This window comes from Intestinibacillus sp. Marseille-P6563 (assembly GCF_900604335.1).
Lineage (GTDB): Bacteria > Bacillota > Clostridia > Oscillospirales > Butyricicoccaceae > Butyricicoccus_B.
Window position 1 is genome coordinate 1,082,654 of record NZ_UWOD01000002.1, and the last position, 15,368, is coordinate 1,098,021.

A 15,368-nucleotide genomic window follows, 5' to 3' on the forward strand; every position below is an offset into this window, starting at 1 on the left:
CTTTCTTCTAAATAATAAAAGTTTGTTTTTCTGTATTTTTGATTACAATCTCTAATTTTTCTACATCAATGATATGCGTCAATTTGCATTTAGGGCAGAAAAGAGGAAAATCTTTTAATACAGTATTATGAAATACTTGAACTCTCGTCTTTCCGTTACAAATCGGACATTTTATCCAATATTTTTTAAGCATTATATTTCACTCGTCCTTTTTACACAAAAAAATGCAGGTCAATCCTCAACATGAGCATTGACCTGCATTTATAATGCACAGAGCAGTACAACAAAACTAAGGCATAGCTTGCACTATGTCTATACTATATCTATACGTCGTTAGTTTTTTGTATAGCATCCGCAAAATAAGCATGACAAAAAAGCCCATGTTGAAAATGGGAAAATCCTTTTTTTCAATGCTTATCTAATACGCATGCTATGCAACATAAACGCCGCCTCCTTTTACATAAATTTTATTTTATCAGAAAATCAGTCTACTGTCAATACACAACAGGAAGTATTTAACCTAATGATATGAATTGTGTGGACATATCCAAAAAGAAAGGTGAACTGTAAAATGTAACAGGGTGAATGAAAATGGCAAAAAGACCCGTACCATTGTACGACTTTAAGGCTTTCGGGGCAGCTATAAAAGCCGCGAGAAATGAATACGGCGAGAGCCGCAAAAAGGTAAGCGACGAGTTATATATTTCCCCGCGCTACCTTGCGAATATCGAGAACAAGGGACAACAGCCGAGTTTACAGGTATTCTATGACCTTGTAACCCGGTATCATATTTCGGTAGATCAATTTTTCTTCCCGAACAGCAATGCGGAGAAATCCACCGGGCGGCGGCAGCTTGACGCGCTGCTGGACGGTATGAGCGATAAAGGCATACGGATTGTAACCGCAACAGCAAGGGAGATAACGGAAGTCGAAAAAGCAGAGGATTAACCTCACAATATGAGAAATCGGGAGATTGCAGCGCATGGCGGCTGCAATCTTTTTTTGCGTCCAAAATCAAAGGAACGCGCAACAAATACCGCCTTTCGGTGGGGGTATGGAGTAGATAGCAAGCACAGCAAACGAGTACCCGTTTGCGAAAAATGCTTTTTGGGATAATCCCAAACCCTTATACCGAAAGGCGGCGCGGAAATGGAAAACCGAAAGAGAAATATCCAAATGAAGTTTTACGTTACGGAAGAAGAAAAGCGGCTGATCGACGAGAAGATGAAGCAGCTTCCCATAAAGCAGTACGGGGCATATCTGCGCAAAATGGCGATTGACGGGTATATCCTTGTCATTGACCGAAGCGACACGAAAGCATATATCCGGGAACTGCAAGCGGTGAGCCGGAACATCAACCAAATTGCCAAACGCGCCAACGCGACGGGGGCGGTTTACCAGCAGGACATTGAGGATATAAAAAAGGCGGTGGACGAGATATGGCGGTTACAAAGACGCACCCTAGGCGTCCAGTTCCTCCCGGTGTTCGGCGGCAAACTTCTCCTTTCGGGTTTTCCAGCCGATGGAAGCGTATTTCTTGTAAACCTCTTTGTAGGCTCCGTGGTTGGCGATATGGGAAAGGGTGGTGTCGATGGCCTTTATCCGGCGTTCCGATTTTCGGATGTCGGTTTTGGCAGAAAGTATCTCCCCGCTGACCTTATCCAGATAGGCGTCAAGGCTCTCCACGGTGGAGATCTCTTTCTGCCGCAGGAAGTCAAGGGCTTCCATGACCTTGTTGAAATCGCCAACAGTGCCTTTCAGCTTCCCCTTGGAAGTCCAGCCGGTGCGTTCCTCGCTCCGCATATCCAGATACCGGGAAAGCAGTTCGGGGATGGTCGGCTCCTTTGCCTGTTCCAGCACTTCCAGCAGCGCTGCCTTTTTCTCTTTCAGGCCGGACAGCCAGCCCTTTAAGCTGCGTACCATCTGCCGGATAGACTGCATGAGGGAATTGGCGGCTTTGATGTCCCGGTTCAGGTTGCCGATGTTGGTCTGTATGCCTTTCTTCTCCAACTGGCTGACCGCTGGCCCCATGTGGACGGTGGGGATTTTATCAATCCCCTGTCGGGCATAGGAACGAAGGTCAAGGCGCTCCGGGCTGCCGATGGCTTCCAGATAGCGGTTCGCCGTGTCAGCCCAGCCCTGCCGCCATATCTCGGCGTACTTCTGGTCGTTCCAGTCCACGGTGTCCTCCTTGTGGCTTTTCCATCTGCCGGACGCAAGCCGGATACGCTCGCCGTTCTCGTCAAGGTCATAAACCTTCCGGCTCTTTGGGAGCCACTTGCCTTGTTCGTCCATTGCCCGCATGGTAAGCAGGATGTGGGCGTGGGGATTTCCGTCCCCCTTGTCATGGATGGCAAAGTCGGCAATCATGCCCTTGGAAACAAAAAACTCCCGGCAGTAGTCCCGGATAAGGTCGGCGTACTGTGACCGGGGAAGTTCCCTCGGAATGGCAAGCACAAACCTCCGGGCAAGCTGGGAGTTCCATTGCTTCTCGATGGCTTCGGCGGCGTTCCACAAGGTATTCCGGTCTGCGTATTCCGGCGGGGCATGGGGCGGCAGCATGATTTCGGTGTGGACGATTTCGCTTTTATGGGAATAGTATTTCTGTTTCTGGTCGTATTCGGAAAACAGCCGTTCCCCGCTCTGGTAGGCGGCAGACGCAACGGCTGACTGGCGCTTGCTGCGCTGGATGATTTTCACATCAAAGTGCGGGCATGGCAAGTCACGTCCTCCTTTCTCCCGGTGTCCGGGCATAAAAAGAGCAGGGAACCTGTTTCAAGATTTCCTGCTCGGTGGTGCCGCCGGTGGGTGGCTGGTATTCAGTTTTGAAAGTTCGGATCAGGGTGGCCCGATAAATTAGGATTTTCCCTTTAAGGAATCATCTATTTTATCTATTTCTTTTGATGTTTTTTCATAATCAATCACCGTGCCTATAACAATTCCAATCAACATTCCGATACTTGCACAAATAGGAATGGCAAAAAGATTTTGCAAAAACGCCCATGCCAACACACCTATGCAACCACCAACAATAAATCCTGTTAATAAGCCAACAGTTAAGTATCTATTGTTTTTCATATTGCTATATCCCCTCCAAATTCCAATTTGTCGTTGACTTCATTATACCTCATCGTTTCAGAAAAGTATAGCGGCCTATTGTAAAACTTGCTGGACGGGAACAGCTTGCAGTGCAAGGTGTTCCCGGGCGGCAAGTACACAAAGGGGTAGCTGGCGTCAGCCAGCGCAGGGGAAGTGTAGCTTCCTCTGTGATGATTGACAGGAGCCGGAACGCTGCGGGCAATCATCCGCTTTCCGCAGGAAGCCCCCGGCAGGGCGCAACACACTACCTTCAGGTGGTGTATAGTTGCGCCCTCTTTCAGAGGGGCAGTCCACGGGCTGCGGCTCTGGAAGCAATTATGACCGTTCCCGGTCTGGCTGTTTTCTCTTGGGATGTGGCTTTTCCGCCCTCGCCTGTGCCTTGGCTTCGGCAAGCCTGCGCCGGATGGAATTGTCCCGCTTCTGGATAAACCGCTGCTTCGTATCAGCGATAAAGCGGCGGCACTCCGGCTCCGGGATGGCGTCCAGCTTTCGGATGGTATTCTCCACAATCTCCCTTGTCTGCCGGTCACGGATAACCGGCACGATTTCTTTCAGCCCCGCAAGAGTTTCTTCCTTCGTACCGGCGGCGTACTGATAGACCATAGCCAACTCGTCTTTTGAAAAATCCATCTTCATTCTGCGCCCTCCTTCTCTGTGCCGTTTCCGGCGAACACTTTTTCCATAAGCTGCCGGGTGCTGTCCTTCCGGAACAGCAGCTTCAAGAACAAACTGACCTGTTCATCCGTGATGGCTTCCGGGTGGGGAAGGTAGCTTTCCAGCATGGCGGCTCTGGTGCAAAGCCGGTGCGTCCGTTCCTTCCGGGTCAGCGCCTTAGCCTGATGGGTCAGACGCTTTTCCTCCTGTTGCGCCCAGCGCAGCTTCTTTTCCGTTTTCTCTATCTCCTGATTGAGTTTTTCCAGCTTTTCATTCATCGGCGGCTGGCCTCCTTCTTCGGAATGAGTACATATATTTTGTTGGGTTCCCCGAAGCCCTGACGCACTCGCAGTATCAGTCCGGCGTCCTCCAATTCATTCAGGGAACGCTTCACGGTCATGGTGCTGCGGGCAAGTGCCGCCGCCAGTTCCACGATAGGGAAATGGATAAACAAAATCCCGTTGGCGTCCTCTATACCTGACAAGAAAACAATATCCAACATCCGGGCGTACATGACCTTTGCGGTGCTGCTGATCGGGAGCCGCAGCATGGCTCTCGGCAGCGGCATACAGGGCGGTAGGGCGGTGTCTGCGGTCATAAATTCAACTTCCATTCAATCGGTGTCCTCCTTTACTTTTCGTTTTGAGCGTTTGGAAAGATAATAGGGGCAGTCCACAATGACCGCCCGGAAACTCTGCTTGCAAGTGCGCTGGCATTTCCGGCAAAGGTCGTTGTACGTTACCCGCCCCCGTTCATTGAGGAAGAAAGACAGTTCCAGCTTCCTCTTTTTCGGCATTCTCGGCATGGTGCCTCCTTAAACAAAAATCCGCCCATTTCAGCCGTAACAGCCGCAATAGACGGATAGCAGATTTTAGTGTCGTGTTTCGGGGCGATTTTCAAGGAAAAAGCGGCCATAGAGCCGCCCGGAAATCCCCCGTAGTATTATGGATAGGGTAGACTATGCCCTATCGGATTGTTGTGTTTCGGTATCAATTCGGTGTTCATTTTCGCCGGTTCTCCCTGATGTCGTTCCTGCCCCTGGCTCTCACAACGGCGTTTCGCTCCCTTTGGTACGCTCGTTGCGGTCATGGTTCCTCCATTTCCCTGCCGCAAGTCGTTGCGCTACATCGCCGGGGAGCATATCCCATACAGGCCGGTCATTCGATTGGAATAATCCATCGATGAACTAAGCCCATTATGGCACATTTTTGAGCCTTCTCCCGTATATCCACAAAGTAGGAAAACCGCCCCAAAATCGAAAATTTCCACGATTGCGGAACGGGTATGGTATAATGAAATTGACGGCGGCAGCCAGCCGCAGGAAGGAGCGATGTATCTATGAAAACCCGCATTTCCGTACAGGAACGCCTGAAAGATTTACGGGTGGAACAGGGCTTAAATCTGGAAGAATTGGCGCAGAAAACCGGCATTTCAAAATCAGCCCTCGGCAGCTATGAAAACGACAACGATGAATACAAGGAAATCAATCACGGCAGCCTGTTGAAGCTGGCAGACTTCTATCAGGTGTCCGTTGACTATCTGCTCGGCCTTACCAACAATCGGAAATATGAAAACACGCCGATAGAAGAATTACATTTGAGTGATGAAGTCGTGTGATTTTATACATAGCTGAATCAAAATCCTTTATAAATGATTCATCTCCATGGCAATTTAAAAATTTCCCTGCTGTAATCAATGCACCCACTTCCGCCGCTGTAAACATTACCGGCGGAAGTAGGAAGCCCTCTACAAGAAAATATCCTTTTCCGGCCTCAGATCCAATTGGTATTCCGGCTTCTTCAAGTGTCCGGATATCTCTGTAAACTGTCCTTAAGCTTATATTAAATCGCTGTGCAATTTCTTTGGCAGGAATTATTTTTTTTGATTGCAGCTGAATAAGAATAGAGGTTACTCTGTTAATCCTGTTCAAATTTTATTCCTCCTCTGTGACTTCCATAAAAAGTATATCCTATGCGTTCTTAAGCTAGCTGCTGTTAGTGCTTCTCATTGCACCCTGGTTATAAAAGCCATACTCACAAACCTCTTCACCAAAACTCTTTACATCTCTAATATAGAACTCTATCTAGCGAACTTTTAGAAAAGATATAAAACATCAGAGTATGGACAGTTGCGGATGTACTTCAGAAAAGATTAGATGTCTAAAAAGCTTGTAGTTAAAGCTTTTTAGACATCTAAATCTAGGTACTAAAACAATTCATCCAGTAAAATATAATATTTTATTTTCTCCCAATCAGGCTTGATCCCCAGTAAGTCAAAAAATAGCTCGACATACTGTTCTTCCCCGATATCCTCCCTGATCGACCGGACGCAGAAGGCAATGTCATACCACTTGTCCGCCCTGCCGCTTCTCCCAAGATCAATAAAGCCACTTACTTTGCCATCTTTCACAAAGATGTTGCTGTCTCCCAGGTCGCCGTGGGAAAAGACAAGTTCCTCTTCGGGCTTTTCCGTCTTTAAAAAATCATACAGCTCGCGCGGATCTTTAAATGGAGTGTCTTCTTCCCAGTTTTCGCAATCCACATCGGCCAGATCGTTATTCAGTAAGTAATCCAATTCGGCTAAGCGGCTGTCTAAGCTATTCGTATAGGGACAATCCGATATGTCGATGGAGTGAAAGAGCCTGATGCACTCCGCATACAGCTCGATAATCTTTTCAGGGCTTTGTTCATCTTCATACTCTTCCGAGCAAAGGACGCCATCGGCCTCACTCATGAGCAGATTGCTCCAGCCATCATGCCGTTCAAAGTGCAGGACCTTTGGAACAGGCAGCTTTCCTTCCAGCCATAGCATCATGTCCTTTTCCCGTTCCACATCATAGGTGGTCCCTTTATACCGGCTGTCCGTCATTTTTAAATATAGGTTTTCATTTTCTCCCACCAGCTTATATACCTTAGCAGGAGACATTCCTTCCGTATCTTTTACGCAGCGGTATTTTTCGATCAGTTTTTTCAATTCCGGTGATATTCTCATTTTAGCCATTTATTATTTCCTTCCTCTTTTCTACAGTATTTAAAGATACCCCAAGAAGCTAATTATAACAAGACGAACTCCAATTCACTGTTCCTTGCATTCTAAAACCTTAAATACCAGAAAACAGCTTTTTCAAAGTTGTTTTCAAAGTTGGCGTATAACATAGTATCGACGGAGCCGATTTTGAAACCACAATTATGATAGAATTTACAAGCTATAAGGTTATTGTCCTGGGTTTCAAGCATTAGTCCATGCAAGTTTTTATGCTTTGCCCATTCTATAGATATATTGATAAGCGCGCTGCCTATGCCTTGCCCCCTGAAATCCTTACATACGGCGATATCTTCTATATAAGCGTACCGGTTCCAATTTTTTCGCAGTTTAACTTTTCCGACGCATTTATCGTCTTGGTAGTAAAGATATATTATCTTATCAGTATTGTCAATATATTCAAGGCAATCTGCCTCCTCATCCTCTTCATCCTCTTCGTCTTGGTAGCTTTTTAAATATGGCGCTTCATAGAGTAATTCTGTAAAGGTCCAATTCTCGTTTTCATACCTCGGTATAATCTTACCTATCACCTCAAATGGTTCGCTGGGTTTATCGATATCTTTCAGGTGCCCTGCTTTCATTTCTGTAATCACTGTTCCCGCCTCTCTTCTATATCAGCGGCATATGTGCTATCCAGGCAGCCGGTTTTACCAGTGTATTTTTTATACATGTCCCTGGTATATTTTGTTATATTCCTATCATACTCCGGATAGGCATAATGAAGCCTTTCCGCCACCTCACCGGATACCGCCCTGAACAATTGATGGCATAGAAATAATGCTTCCCATATGTTTTCATAGGAATCCATCCGGTAGGTGGACAAAAGTTTCTCCCACAAATCCTCGGATATATACCTTTCAATAAACTTATAGTTCTTGCCTACACTTAATTTAAAGCCTGTTTCGATGCCGACCTTCCATGATATCATTCTCAGCAGCTCATGGCGAACAATCTGATTAAAATGATCAATAGCAAATAAAATTTCCTTACGGCACAGTCCCTTAACCACATAGGTAGTGGTGTTCCAGAATTCATTGCAGCAGTCATCGTATTCCCGGGCACTGGGTTTTCTTATATGATAATCCATGTCGGTCGGAACTACAGCTTGCTGAATCCTTCCATCCTTATCCAGAATAATCTTTATCAATTTATCGTCATTCAGGTAGTTTCCCAACTCTTCCAGGGGCAATAAGGTAAGGTCTATTTTATTATAATCATCAAAAAGTATTATATAGGAGTAGCCTTTCTCTTCAGCCGGGAATAGTTCCATATCCTCCGGTTTTTGCATCATTATAATATTCCCGAAGCTTTTAAGCCATTCATCCTTTAAAGTAAAGGATTCCACATCTGTTACGAAGTATGTGACATCATAATCCTGGAATTCGTCCTTAGGTATATTAATATTTGCGCGTGACCCCTCAAGGGTCACAATTCGAATACGTTCATCCTGTTCTGCTAAAGAAAGTACTAAATCCATCATTTCTTTTTCTGATCTCATTTACATACTCCTCGTTTATTTTTTCTATATTATTACATCTTCTTTTTTGCCGATACAATCAGCATCATTGGGCGTCGCATTTCATCCGCCATCCCCGGAATATCCATCATGTTCTCTGGCGGCTGTGGCTCCACAATCTGATTTATTATAAAACTATTTGAAAGCAGTGTATTTAGATATGTGGTCAGTGTTCTATGATATTTTGTAACCTTTTCTTCCAAAAACATAGCTGTCCGTTTGCCCTCATAATAATAATTGTCCACCGGGAAATGCAGTATTTCTCCTTTTTCGTTATAATACCAGTCTTGTGTTCCATGAGCAGTAAAAACAGGATGTTCAACTGTAAAAACTAAATTGCCACCAGCCTTCAGCATCCTATATATCTTTTTTATTAAATTCTCATAGTCTGCTACATAATGAAACGCAAGCGAACTTAGTATTACATCAAAGCTCTCCTCTGGGAAATCCACATCTTCTATGGCACAGCATTCATATTCAATCTGTGGAAAATGGGTTTTTCCTTTTGCTACTTCGAGCATTTTATGAGAAATATCAACACCTACTACAGAGGAAGCACCGTTTTCCATCGCATATATACAGTGCCATCCATAGCCGCATCCTAAATCAAGCACACGCTTACCCTTAAAATCAGGTAGCATCTTTTTCAAAGTCTCCCATTCTCCCGCACCAGCCAGTCCTTTCTGCGAGCGACTCATTTGACTGTATTTTTGAAAAAATATATTATCATCATATTTGTTTTCTTTCATCTGAACTCTCCTCGTTTAAAAAGTTATTTATCTCCGATACAATTTCATTCACTTCATTATAAAGCTTCTCGGTCATGTCGTAGCATTCAAAAAGTGAGATACCGAGTACTTCAAAAATATGATTTACCTTCTCGGTATATTTTTCAGGTTTATGTTCAAAAGTTTCAAGCAGTTTTATAGCTTTCTTTTCGTTGATACAATAAGCATTATTACATGCAAATAACACTTGATTTAAACATGAAACTATACGAAAAACATGACCCGCAATATAATATTTATCGTCTGTTCCCGAATTTGCTTTTACAAACATTAAAGAGAACCCTGCTTCAAACATAAAAAAGTTAACTAAACTTTTCTGCAAAGCATTGGGATAAGTTTCTGCCTGTTTTTTTAATTCGCATAAGCTTTCATTCTTAGCATATAGTATTTTGCTAATCGCTAATTCTCCTCGATACATTGCACTAATATAACCATGGGGATGCCCAGTCTGATAATTGGCAGTAACAATTCCGTGCTCTGTATCTTTCATTATTTGTTCCACACGTTTAATATCACGTAAAATTAAATCCACATGATACCCGTTTATGACTAACCATCCGCCGCCATTAATCCAATCACCCCATGCTCCGGGAGGTACAACAAGGTTATTTCTATGCTCATCATCCAGCTTTGTAGCGAATTGATTAATAGTATTTATGTCAAATGATTCTGAATTGTAATAGATGCCGATATCTATATCCGAATCCTCTGTATGGGTGCCCCTTGCACGTGAACCACCTAAAACAATACCTTCTATATAAGACAGAGAGGATAATTTCTCTGCTACTGATTTAATAATATTATCTACCATCAAGCATGCTCCTTTTATCGATTCACTGCTGTAAAAATTCCAAGCCAAATCTTTTGCTTCTACTCAACATATTTATAATTTTTTTAATTTCACAAAAGATAGCTAATAAGCACATTATAAGAATGATTCTGATTTTTTTCTTCACTTTTATTTTTCTCCATTTCAGCACATTGTTTTATTTTTGGGGTTTTTCGATTTCATCATTTTCTAATTCAATCACATCCAGAATGCCACAATTCAAGGATTCGCAGATACGAACCAGCGTTTCCATGCTGATATTTTTCCCTTTTCCCATATTAGCAATCATATTTGTGGTAAGACCGGCGGCAATCCGCAAGTCCTCTTTTCTCATATTGCGCTCAACCAGCGTATGCCAGAGGGGTTTATAGCTTATGTGCATTTATCCTCCTGCCTTTCTCCCGGTTCCGGGGTTCCTGCTCCTATTATATCAAAGTTCTTGCTATTCCACAAACATTTCTTGATACAACCGCCGGTTCCGTCTGGATTGTGCTTTTCCTTTCTTCTCTTGATTACATCTACTTAGCCATGAGCTGCTTCATGCCCTGGCTTTTTACTAATGTGTGATAAAGAAGTAATAGAAGTGTAAAAAATTTTGCCGTTCCTATCCGGCACTTGGCCATTGTGTCGGATAGGTCGGGCGGTTATTCCGGCAAATCAATCTTGCCGACAAAGCTGTAATAAATCTCAATGTCCTGCCTGCGGGTGCCGTTCTCGTCATAGCTGCACTCATGCACAACGATTTTTTCAATCATTTCCCGCAAGAGGGTGGGGGTAAGTTCCTCAAAGGCAAGGTGCTTTCGGACAATCCCCATAAACTTTTCCGCGTTGACGGTGGCGGCCTGCGACTTGTCCAGTTCGGCCTGCAAAGCGGCGGCGCGGTCTTTCAGTTCCCGCTGCTCCTGCTCGTAGTCTGCCGACAATTCCATGAAACGCTCGTCGCTGATTTTGCCGTTCACATTGTCCTCATACAGCCGCTTGATAATGCGGCTCACTTCGGCAATGCGCTCCTGCGCCTGTTCAAGCTGCTTGGTGGCTGCGGCGGTTTTTCTCTTGCCGCCGATCTCGTTCTGCTGGATAAGCAGCTTCACAAAGCGGCTCTCATGCTTGGCGGCGTATTCCGTCACTTGCCGGAGATTGGAGAGGACACCGGCGGTCAACAGGTCGGTGCGGATAAAGTGCGCCGTACAGTCGCGGGTGCGTTTCTTGTAGCTGCCGCAGATGTAACAGTCCTGCTTGCGGGTTTTGTTCTGATACCGCTGCTGGTACATCACATGGCCGCAATCGGCGCAGAACAGCATACCGGAGAACAGCCCCACTTCATCATAGCGGTTCGGGCGTTTGCGCTGCTTGCGTAACTCCTGCACGCGCTCCCATGTTTCCGTGTCGATAATCGGCTCATGGTGGTCGGGGAAAATGGCCTGCTTCTCCACGGGGTTCTCTACACTGTGCTTGACTTTGTAAGAGGGCTTCTCCGTCTTGAAGTTTACCAGACAGCCGGTGTACTCCCGGTTTTCGAGGATATGAACGACGGTGTTCGTCGCCCATTTGCACTCATAGCCGGGGTGGTAGCGGCGGGTGCTGCCCGTCCTGCGGTATTCCAGCGTCCCCGGCGTGGGGATTTGCTGCTCCGTGAGCATACGGGCAATCTTGGTCGGGCCATTCCCGGCAAGGCAAAGCTGGTATATCTGCTGGACAACCGGCGCGGTTTCCCCGTCAACGATATAGTTCTCGTCCTCGTCCATGAGGTAGCCATAGACCGGCTTGCTGGTAACGGGCTTGCCGCTCATGCCTTTTGCTCGTTTTACTGCCTTGATTTTCTTGCTCGTATCTCTCACCAGCCATTCATTGAACAGATTTCGCAGAGGGGTAAAATCGTTGTCCATGCCGCCGTTTGCACTGTCCACATTGTCGTTGACAGCGATAAACCGCACTCCCTTTTGAGGGAACAGCATTTCCGTGTAAAATCCCACCTGCAAGTAGTTTCGCCCTAACCGGCTCATGTCCTTGACTATGACGGTTCCGACTTTCCCGGCTTCAATGTCTGCAAGCATGGCTTGAAAACCGGGTCTTTGAAAGTTCGCGCCGGAGAAGCCGTCGTCGGTGTACCAGCGCAGATTAGTAAAGCCGTTCTGCTTGGCGTAGGTTTCCAAAATCCTTTTCTGGTTCGATATGGAATTACTCTCGCCTTGCAATTCGTCCTCATGGGACAATCTCGGATAAAGGGCGGTAATGAGGTTTTGGGTGGCTTGTCTTAACATAAAATCCTCCGTTTCCGACAGCCAGCCCCACTATTCCGTATGTTTATCATACCACATGGGGCGGCGGTCTGTATAGCGGCAAAAGTGTAAAATCCGCTTCTTTATGATTTGTCAAATTGCTGGTTTTTGTGTAGCAGGTTATTGTGGCTCCGTAGTAGAAAAACTCTTGTCCTTATGGTAAAATGAGATTAGTCAATACAAGGGGGTGTGGCAATGAAAGGATTTGTCCGTAATAATCAGTACCTTTCGCTTTGTGGTCTAAATTGCAAACTCTGTCCCATGAGTTTAGCGGGGCATTGTTCCGGCTGCGGCGTTGACAATCAATCCTGTAAAATTGCAAGGTGTAGCATTGAACATGAGAAAATCGAATACTGCTTTCAATGCGGCAGTTTCCCTTGTGACAAATACGCTCACATAGATGATTTTGATTCTTTTATAACTCATCAAAATCAAATGAATGACATGGGAAAAGCCCAGCAAATTGGGATTCCTGCTTATAATGCTGAACAGGAAGAAAAGCGAAAAATATTAGATTTCCTCTTGGCAAGCTATAATGACGGACGCAGAAAAAACCTATTCTGTATTGCGGTCAATCTCTTAGAGATTGGCGAGATTGAAAATATATTGCAAGCAGTTAAATCTGATAAAGAGTTTCAGGGTTTGAGTAAAAAAGAACAGGCTTCTATTATTGCAAAGCAGTTACAGGATATAGCTGCCAATAAAGGCATTGCATTAAAACTCCGAAAAAAATAAAATTGTCACTGATATTCCAGCGGCCACGCTCCCCGGTGTGACCGCTTTTCCCATGCTCCGGCTCACGCCGGATAAGTCGGCTCCTGTGTAGCAGCGGCTTCCGCTTCCAGTACCCGCGCCATTTTGTCGGCGGCGGTGGTCGTGGTATCTTTCTTGAAATAGCCGGACACGACAAGGACGGAATTGCCCATGCGGATTTCCGTCACGCAGTCGGGGCGGCGGGCTGTGCGGGTGTCGTGCTGCTTGTTATCTGCCATAGGCAATACTCCTTGTATTATAGAGTAGTAGTTTTTAAGGCCCCTCTCCAAGGGCTGTGCTACACTGTAAGGGATGCTGTGGATTGGTGCGATTCTCCTACCACAAGATGGTTCCTGAAAGGTTCCAACCACAGCCCTTTGCAGTTTTGTTAATCAGTTAAATACCGCCAGACGGTTTATGTGGAACAAGGTTACAAAAGCAAAGTGTTCTGTGGAACAGCATTACAAATTTACCGTTGGAGGTTTTAGAAATGGTAGTTTCTGTTGGTATTGATGTGGCAAAGGACAAGCACGACTGCTTTATTCAGAGTTCGGGGGGTGAAGTGCTTGCAGATGTGTTTACCATTTCCAACAATATGGATGGATTTCACACACTGCTGGAGAAAATCCAGGTCTGCACCGCATCCCAGGACAAAATAAAGGTAGGGCTTGAGGCTACGGGACATTACAGCTACAATCTGCTTGGATTTCTTCTTGACAACGGTCTGGCCACCTATGTCTTGAATCCCTTACGCACGAACCTCTACCGGAAAAGTCTCAGCCTGCGAAAGACCAAGACCGACCATGTAGATGCTCGAACCATTGCTGCTATGCTGTTATCCGATGTGGGCCTCAAACCCTACACGAATACAGCATATCACAATGAGGAACTACGGTCATAGATACGGGCATGGGCCAGGTCAGGCGGGTTCTTGAGTTCGGCCAGCTTCAGGTTGGTGGTGATAATCATGGGCCTGCGGCTGCGGTAGCGGCTGTCAATGACGAAAAACATCTGCTCCATCGCATACTCGGTACTGCGCTCCACACCCAAATCGTCAATGATAAGCAGGTCGTACTCGTCAAAGCTGGCGATAAAGTCGGCCCTGTCCTCGGAAAACATCCCCGTCAGGCGGTTCAGGATGGTGGGAAAGTTCGTCATTAGCACCGGCACATCCCGGTCAAGCAGGGCGTTGGCGATACAACCAGCGAAAAAGGACTTGCCGGTTCCCACATCCCCGAACAGCAGCAGGCCGGTATTGTTCTTGTAAACCTCCTTCCAGTTCTCCACATAGGCGCGGGCCTTGTCCATCAGAGGATTTTGGCCGTTGTCGTTGGCAAAGGTGTAGTCGTACAGATAGCGGTCTTGCAGGCCCTGGGCTTTCCGGCGCTTGATACGCTCCATGCGGCGCTGCCGTTCCTCGGCGGCCTTGCGCTGTTCCTCGGCCTCCCGCTGGCACTGGCAGATACAGCGGGGCATGAAGTAGCCGGGTTTCCCAAAGCATGGCACAACGGTCTGCCTCTGGCCGCCGCACTTTTTACAGTGAATGAGGCCGTCTGCCGGGTCTATGTACTCGTCCCCGGCCAGTTCCACACCGGCGGCTGCCTTGTCGATCAGCGCCCGGATTTCTGCGGTAATCTCAATCATACGGTTTCATCCTCCTTTACGCTGTAATCCCGGTTGCGGGTGGACGGGGCCGCTTTCCTGGCGTCCTCGCTGGCCCAGCGCCGGATGGTGGCGGCATGGCTCTGATACCGCTTGCCGGTAGAAGCCATGTACTCGGACAGCTTTTCGATGTACTGGCCCCATACCGTGGGAAAGCTGGCCTGCAAGTCTGCCAGTTCCTCGTCCGTCAGGAAAACATTCTGGTAACGGCCATAGGTGCGGGCGGGGTGTCCCTTCTCTATCTCTCTCTTTATCTCTATCTCTTTCTCTAACTCTATCTCTATCTCTGGTGGACGAATGTCGGACAAATGTCCGCCGTTTGTCCGGGGCGCAGAAAGAGCCTTGTTTTGGAGCCTCGCCGCCCGCTTTCGCTCGGCCTCGGTGGAGGACTGGCCGATCAGCAGCTCGATATTGCTCATGTAAAAAGTGCCGCTGTCCAGCACTTCCACAAGGCCCAGCTTCAGGAAGATTTGCAAGGCCCTCTCCACAGTGCCGATCTGCTGGCGGGTGATGGTGGCAATCATCTGCGCCGTGTAGGGGATATTCTCGTCAAGCTGGAGCCGCCCGCCGTGTTTCAGGGATTTCAGATACAGCTTGAGCAGGATATTGGAGTACAGCACACCGTCCTGCATACTTTCCAGCAGCACGATGGAGTCATCGTCAAAATAGTTTTCTTTGAGTTTCAGGTAGTAATATTTTCGATTGTCTGACATGGGTTCCTCCTTGGGGTTCGTTTTGGGCTTCTG

At 46.6% G+C, this 15,368-nt stretch carries 17 protein-coding genes and 6 pseudogenes; 5 read left to right on the forward strand and 18 right to left on the reverse strand.

Annotated features, from left to right (window positions below; genetic code table 11):
• Positions 1-7: 7 nt before the first annotated feature.
• The gene (locus EFB11_RS13535) at positions 8-193 is read right to left on the reverse strand and encodes a cysteine-rich KTR domain-containing protein (protein ID WP_003431289.1); all 186 of its coding nucleotides are present in this window, start codon (positions 191-193) and stop codon (positions 8-10) included.
• Positions 194-591: 398 nt separating this feature from the next.
• On the opposite strand from EFB11_RS13535, the gene EFB11_RS13540 reads away from it, so the two are divergent.
• Positions 592-948: a helix-turn-helix transcriptional regulator gene (locus tag EFB11_RS13540; protein ID WP_002584957.1), complete on the forward strand. Its 357-nt coding sequence runs from the start codon at positions 592-594 to the stop codon at positions 946-948.
• A 201-nt stretch (positions 949-1,149) separates the two neighbouring features.
• Positions 1,150-1,464, forward strand: a pseudogene (locus EFB11_RS13545) (plasmid mobilization protein); the annotation flags it as partial.
• A gap of 12 nt (positions 1,465-1,476) precedes the next feature.
• On the opposite strand, the pseudogene mobQ reads toward EFB11_RS13545, so the two are convergent.
• From mobQ to EFB11_RS17055, 6 genes and pseudogenes are all read right to left on the reverse strand, one after another.
• Positions 1,477-2,721, reverse strand: a pseudogene (gene mobQ / locus EFB11_RS13550) (MobQ family relaxase); the annotation flags it as partial.
• Between the two features lie 135 nt (positions 2,722-2,856).
• Positions 2,857-3,078 (reverse strand): hypothetical protein, encoded by a 222-nt coding sequence (locus EFB11_RS13555; protein WP_033126279.1) that lies wholly within the window; start codon positions 3,076-3,078, stop codon positions 2,857-2,859.
• A 336-nt stretch (positions 3,079-3,414) separates the two neighbouring features.
• Positions 3,415-3,735 (reverse strand): transposon-transfer assisting family protein, encoded by a 321-nt coding sequence (locus tag EFB11_RS13565; RefSeq protein WP_052084072.1) that lies wholly within the window; start codon positions 3,733-3,735, stop codon positions 3,415-3,417.
• The gene (locus EFB11_RS13570) at positions 3,732-4,031 is read right to left on the reverse strand and encodes a DUF3847 domain-containing protein (RefSeq protein WP_033126277.1); all 300 of its coding nucleotides are present in this window, start codon (positions 4,029-4,031) and stop codon (positions 3,732-3,734) included. The genes EFB11_RS13565 and EFB11_RS13570 overlap by 4 nt, the downstream gene beginning before the upstream one ends.
• Entirely contained in the window at positions 4,028-4,366 is a 339-nt protein-coding gene (locus EFB11_RS13575; RefSeq protein WP_033126276.1) for a DeoR family transcriptional regulator, read from the reverse strand. Before EFB11_RS13575 ends, EFB11_RS13570 begins: the two co-directional genes overlap by 4 nt.
• Positions 4,367-4,558, reverse strand: coding sequence for a hypothetical protein (locus EFB11_RS17055; protein ID WP_171031583.1), 192 nt, complete (start codon positions 4,556-4,558; stop codon positions 4,367-4,369).
• 533 nt (positions 4,559-5,091) lie between these two features.
• Here EFB11_RS17055 and EFB11_RS13590 point away from each other — a divergent pair.
• A pseudogene (locus tag EFB11_RS13590) lies at positions 5,092-5,367 on the forward strand (helix-turn-helix domain-containing protein); the annotation flags it as partial.
• On the opposite strand, the gene EFB11_RS13595 reads toward EFB11_RS13590, so the two are convergent.
• From EFB11_RS13595 to EFB11_RS13635, 8 genes and pseudogenes are all read right to left on the reverse strand, one after another.
• Positions 5,303-5,683: a helix-turn-helix transcriptional regulator gene (locus tag EFB11_RS13595; protein ID WP_434800617.1), complete on the reverse strand. Its 381-nt coding sequence runs from the start codon at positions 5,681-5,683 to the stop codon at positions 5,303-5,305. The pseudogene EFB11_RS13590 and the gene EFB11_RS13595 sit on opposite strands and share 65 nt — an antisense overlap.
• A 275-nt stretch (positions 5,684-5,958) precedes the next feature.
• Positions 5,959-6,753 (reverse strand): aminoglycoside O-phosphotransferase APH(3')-IIIa, encoded by a 795-nt coding sequence (gene aph(3')-IIIa / locus EFB11_RS13605; protein WP_001096887.1) that lies wholly within the window; start codon positions 6,751-6,753, stop codon positions 5,959-5,961.
• Between the two features lie 92 nt (positions 6,754-6,845).
• Complete coding sequence (gene sat4 / locus EFB11_RS13610; RefSeq protein WP_000627290.1) at positions 6,846-7,388, reverse strand: streptothricin N-acetyltransferase Sat4; 543 nt, start codon at positions 7,386-7,388, stop codon at positions 6,846-6,848.
• Complete coding sequence (gene ant(6) / locus EFB11_RS13615) at positions 7,385-8,293, reverse strand: aminoglycoside 6-adenylyltransferase (protein ID WP_024400881.1); 909 nt, start codon at positions 8,291-8,293, stop codon at positions 7,385-7,387. Before ant(6) ends, sat4 begins: the two co-directional genes overlap by 4 nt.
• Before the next feature lie 32 nt (positions 8,294-8,325).
• Entirely contained in the window at positions 8,326-9,060 is a 735-nt protein-coding gene (locus EFB11_RS13620; protein ID WP_000662263.1) for a class I SAM-dependent methyltransferase, read from the reverse strand.
• On the reverse strand, positions 9,041-9,910 hold the full coding sequence (locus EFB11_RS13625; RefSeq protein ID WP_000228166.1) for a nucleotidyltransferase domain-containing protein: 870 nt from the start codon (positions 9,908-9,910) through the stop codon (positions 9,041-9,043). Before EFB11_RS13625 ends, EFB11_RS13620 begins: the two co-directional genes overlap by 20 nt.
• Before the next feature lie 196 nt (positions 9,911-10,106).
• Positions 10,107-10,357, reverse strand: a pseudogene (locus tag EFB11_RS13630) (helix-turn-helix domain-containing protein); the annotation flags it as partial.
• 215 nt (positions 10,358-10,572) lie between these two features.
• The gene (locus tag EFB11_RS13635) at positions 10,573-12,189 is read right to left on the reverse strand and encodes a recombinase family protein (protein WP_122790700.1); all 1,617 of its coding nucleotides are present in this window, start codon (positions 12,187-12,189) and stop codon (positions 10,573-10,575) included.
• Positions 12,190-12,402: 213 nt separating this feature from the next.
• Here EFB11_RS13635 and EFB11_RS13640 point away from each other — a divergent pair, with 213 nt between their 5' ends.
• Positions 12,403-12,942, forward strand: coding sequence for a DUF3795 domain-containing protein (locus EFB11_RS13640; RefSeq protein WP_002586607.1), 540 nt, complete (start codon positions 12,403-12,405; stop codon positions 12,940-12,942).
• A 62-nt stretch (positions 12,943-13,004) separates the two neighbouring features.
• Here the strand turns inward: EFB11_RS13640 and EFB11_RS13645 are convergent, their stop codons facing one another.
• Entirely contained in the window at positions 13,005-13,199 is a 195-nt protein-coding gene (locus tag EFB11_RS13645; protein ID WP_079697851.1) for a transposon-encoded TnpW family protein, read from the reverse strand.
• A gap of 251 nt (positions 13,200-13,450) precedes the next feature.
• Between EFB11_RS13645 and EFB11_RS13650 the strand changes: the two are divergent.
• Positions 13,451-13,858 (forward strand): annotated as a pseudogene (locus EFB11_RS13650) (IS110 family transposase); the annotation flags it as partial.
• On the opposite strand, the pseudogene EFB11_RS13655 reads toward EFB11_RS13650, so the two are convergent.
• Positions 13,852-14,604: pseudogene (locus EFB11_RS13655) on the reverse strand (ATP-binding protein); the annotation flags it as partial. The pseudogenes EFB11_RS13650 and EFB11_RS13655 overlap by 7 nt on opposite strands.
• Entirely contained in the window at positions 14,601-15,335 is a 735-nt protein-coding gene (locus tag EFB11_RS13660) for a phage replisome organizer N-terminal domain-containing protein (protein WP_122790701.1), read from the reverse strand. The pseudogene EFB11_RS13655 and the gene EFB11_RS13660, both read right to left, overlap by 4 nt.
• Positions 15,336-15,368 lie beyond the last annotated feature (33 nt).

Coding starts and splice junctions, on each gene's coding strand:
- EFB11_RS13620 (WP_000662263.1), bottom strand. CDS start 9,060: ATGAAAGAAAACAAATATGATGATAATATATTTTTTCAAAAATACAGT.
- EFB11_RS13625 (WP_000228166.1), bottom strand. CDS start 9,910: ATGGTAGATAATATTATTAAATCAGTAGCAGAGAAATTATCCTCTCTG.
- EFB11_RS13540 (WP_002584957.1), top strand. CDS start 592: ATGGCAAAAAGACCCGTACCATTGTACGACTTTAAGGCTTTCGGGGCA.
- EFB11_RS13570 (WP_033126277.1), bottom strand. CDS start 4,031: ATGAATGAAAAGCTGGAAAAACTCAATCAGGAGATAGAGAAAACGGAA.
- EFB11_RS13535 (WP_003431289.1), bottom strand. CDS start 193: ATGCTTAAAAAATATTGGATAAAATGTCCGATTTGTAACGGAAAGACG.
- EFB11_RS13640 (WP_002586607.1), top strand. CDS start 12,403: ATGAAAGGATTTGTCCGTAATAATCAGTACCTTTCGCTTTGTGGTCTA.
- EFB11_RS13660 (WP_122790701.1), bottom strand. CDS start 15,335: ATGTCAGACAATCGAAAATATTACTACCTGAAACTCAAAGAAAACTAT.
- EFB11_RS13645 (WP_079697851.1), bottom strand. CDS start 13,199: ATGGCAGATAACAAGCAGCACGACACCCGCACAGCCCGCCGCCCCGAC.
- EFB11_RS13555 (WP_033126279.1), bottom strand. CDS start 3,078: ATGAAAAACAATAGATACTTAACTGTTGGCTTATTAACAGGATTTATT.
- EFB11_RS17055 (WP_171031583.1), bottom strand. CDS start 4,558: ATGCCGAGAATGCCGAAAAAGAGGAAGCTGGAACTGTCTTTCTTCCTC.
- EFB11_RS13565 (WP_052084072.1), bottom strand. CDS start 3,735: ATGAAGATGGATTTTTCAAAAGACGAGTTGGCTATGGTCTATCAGTAC.
- EFB11_RS13575 (WP_033126276.1), bottom strand. CDS start 4,366: ATGGAAGTTGAATTTATGACCGCAGACACCGCCCTACCGCCCTGTATG.
- EFB11_RS13635 (WP_122790700.1), bottom strand. CDS start 12,189: ATGTTAAGACAAGCCACCCAAAACCTCATTACCGCCCTTTATCCGAGA.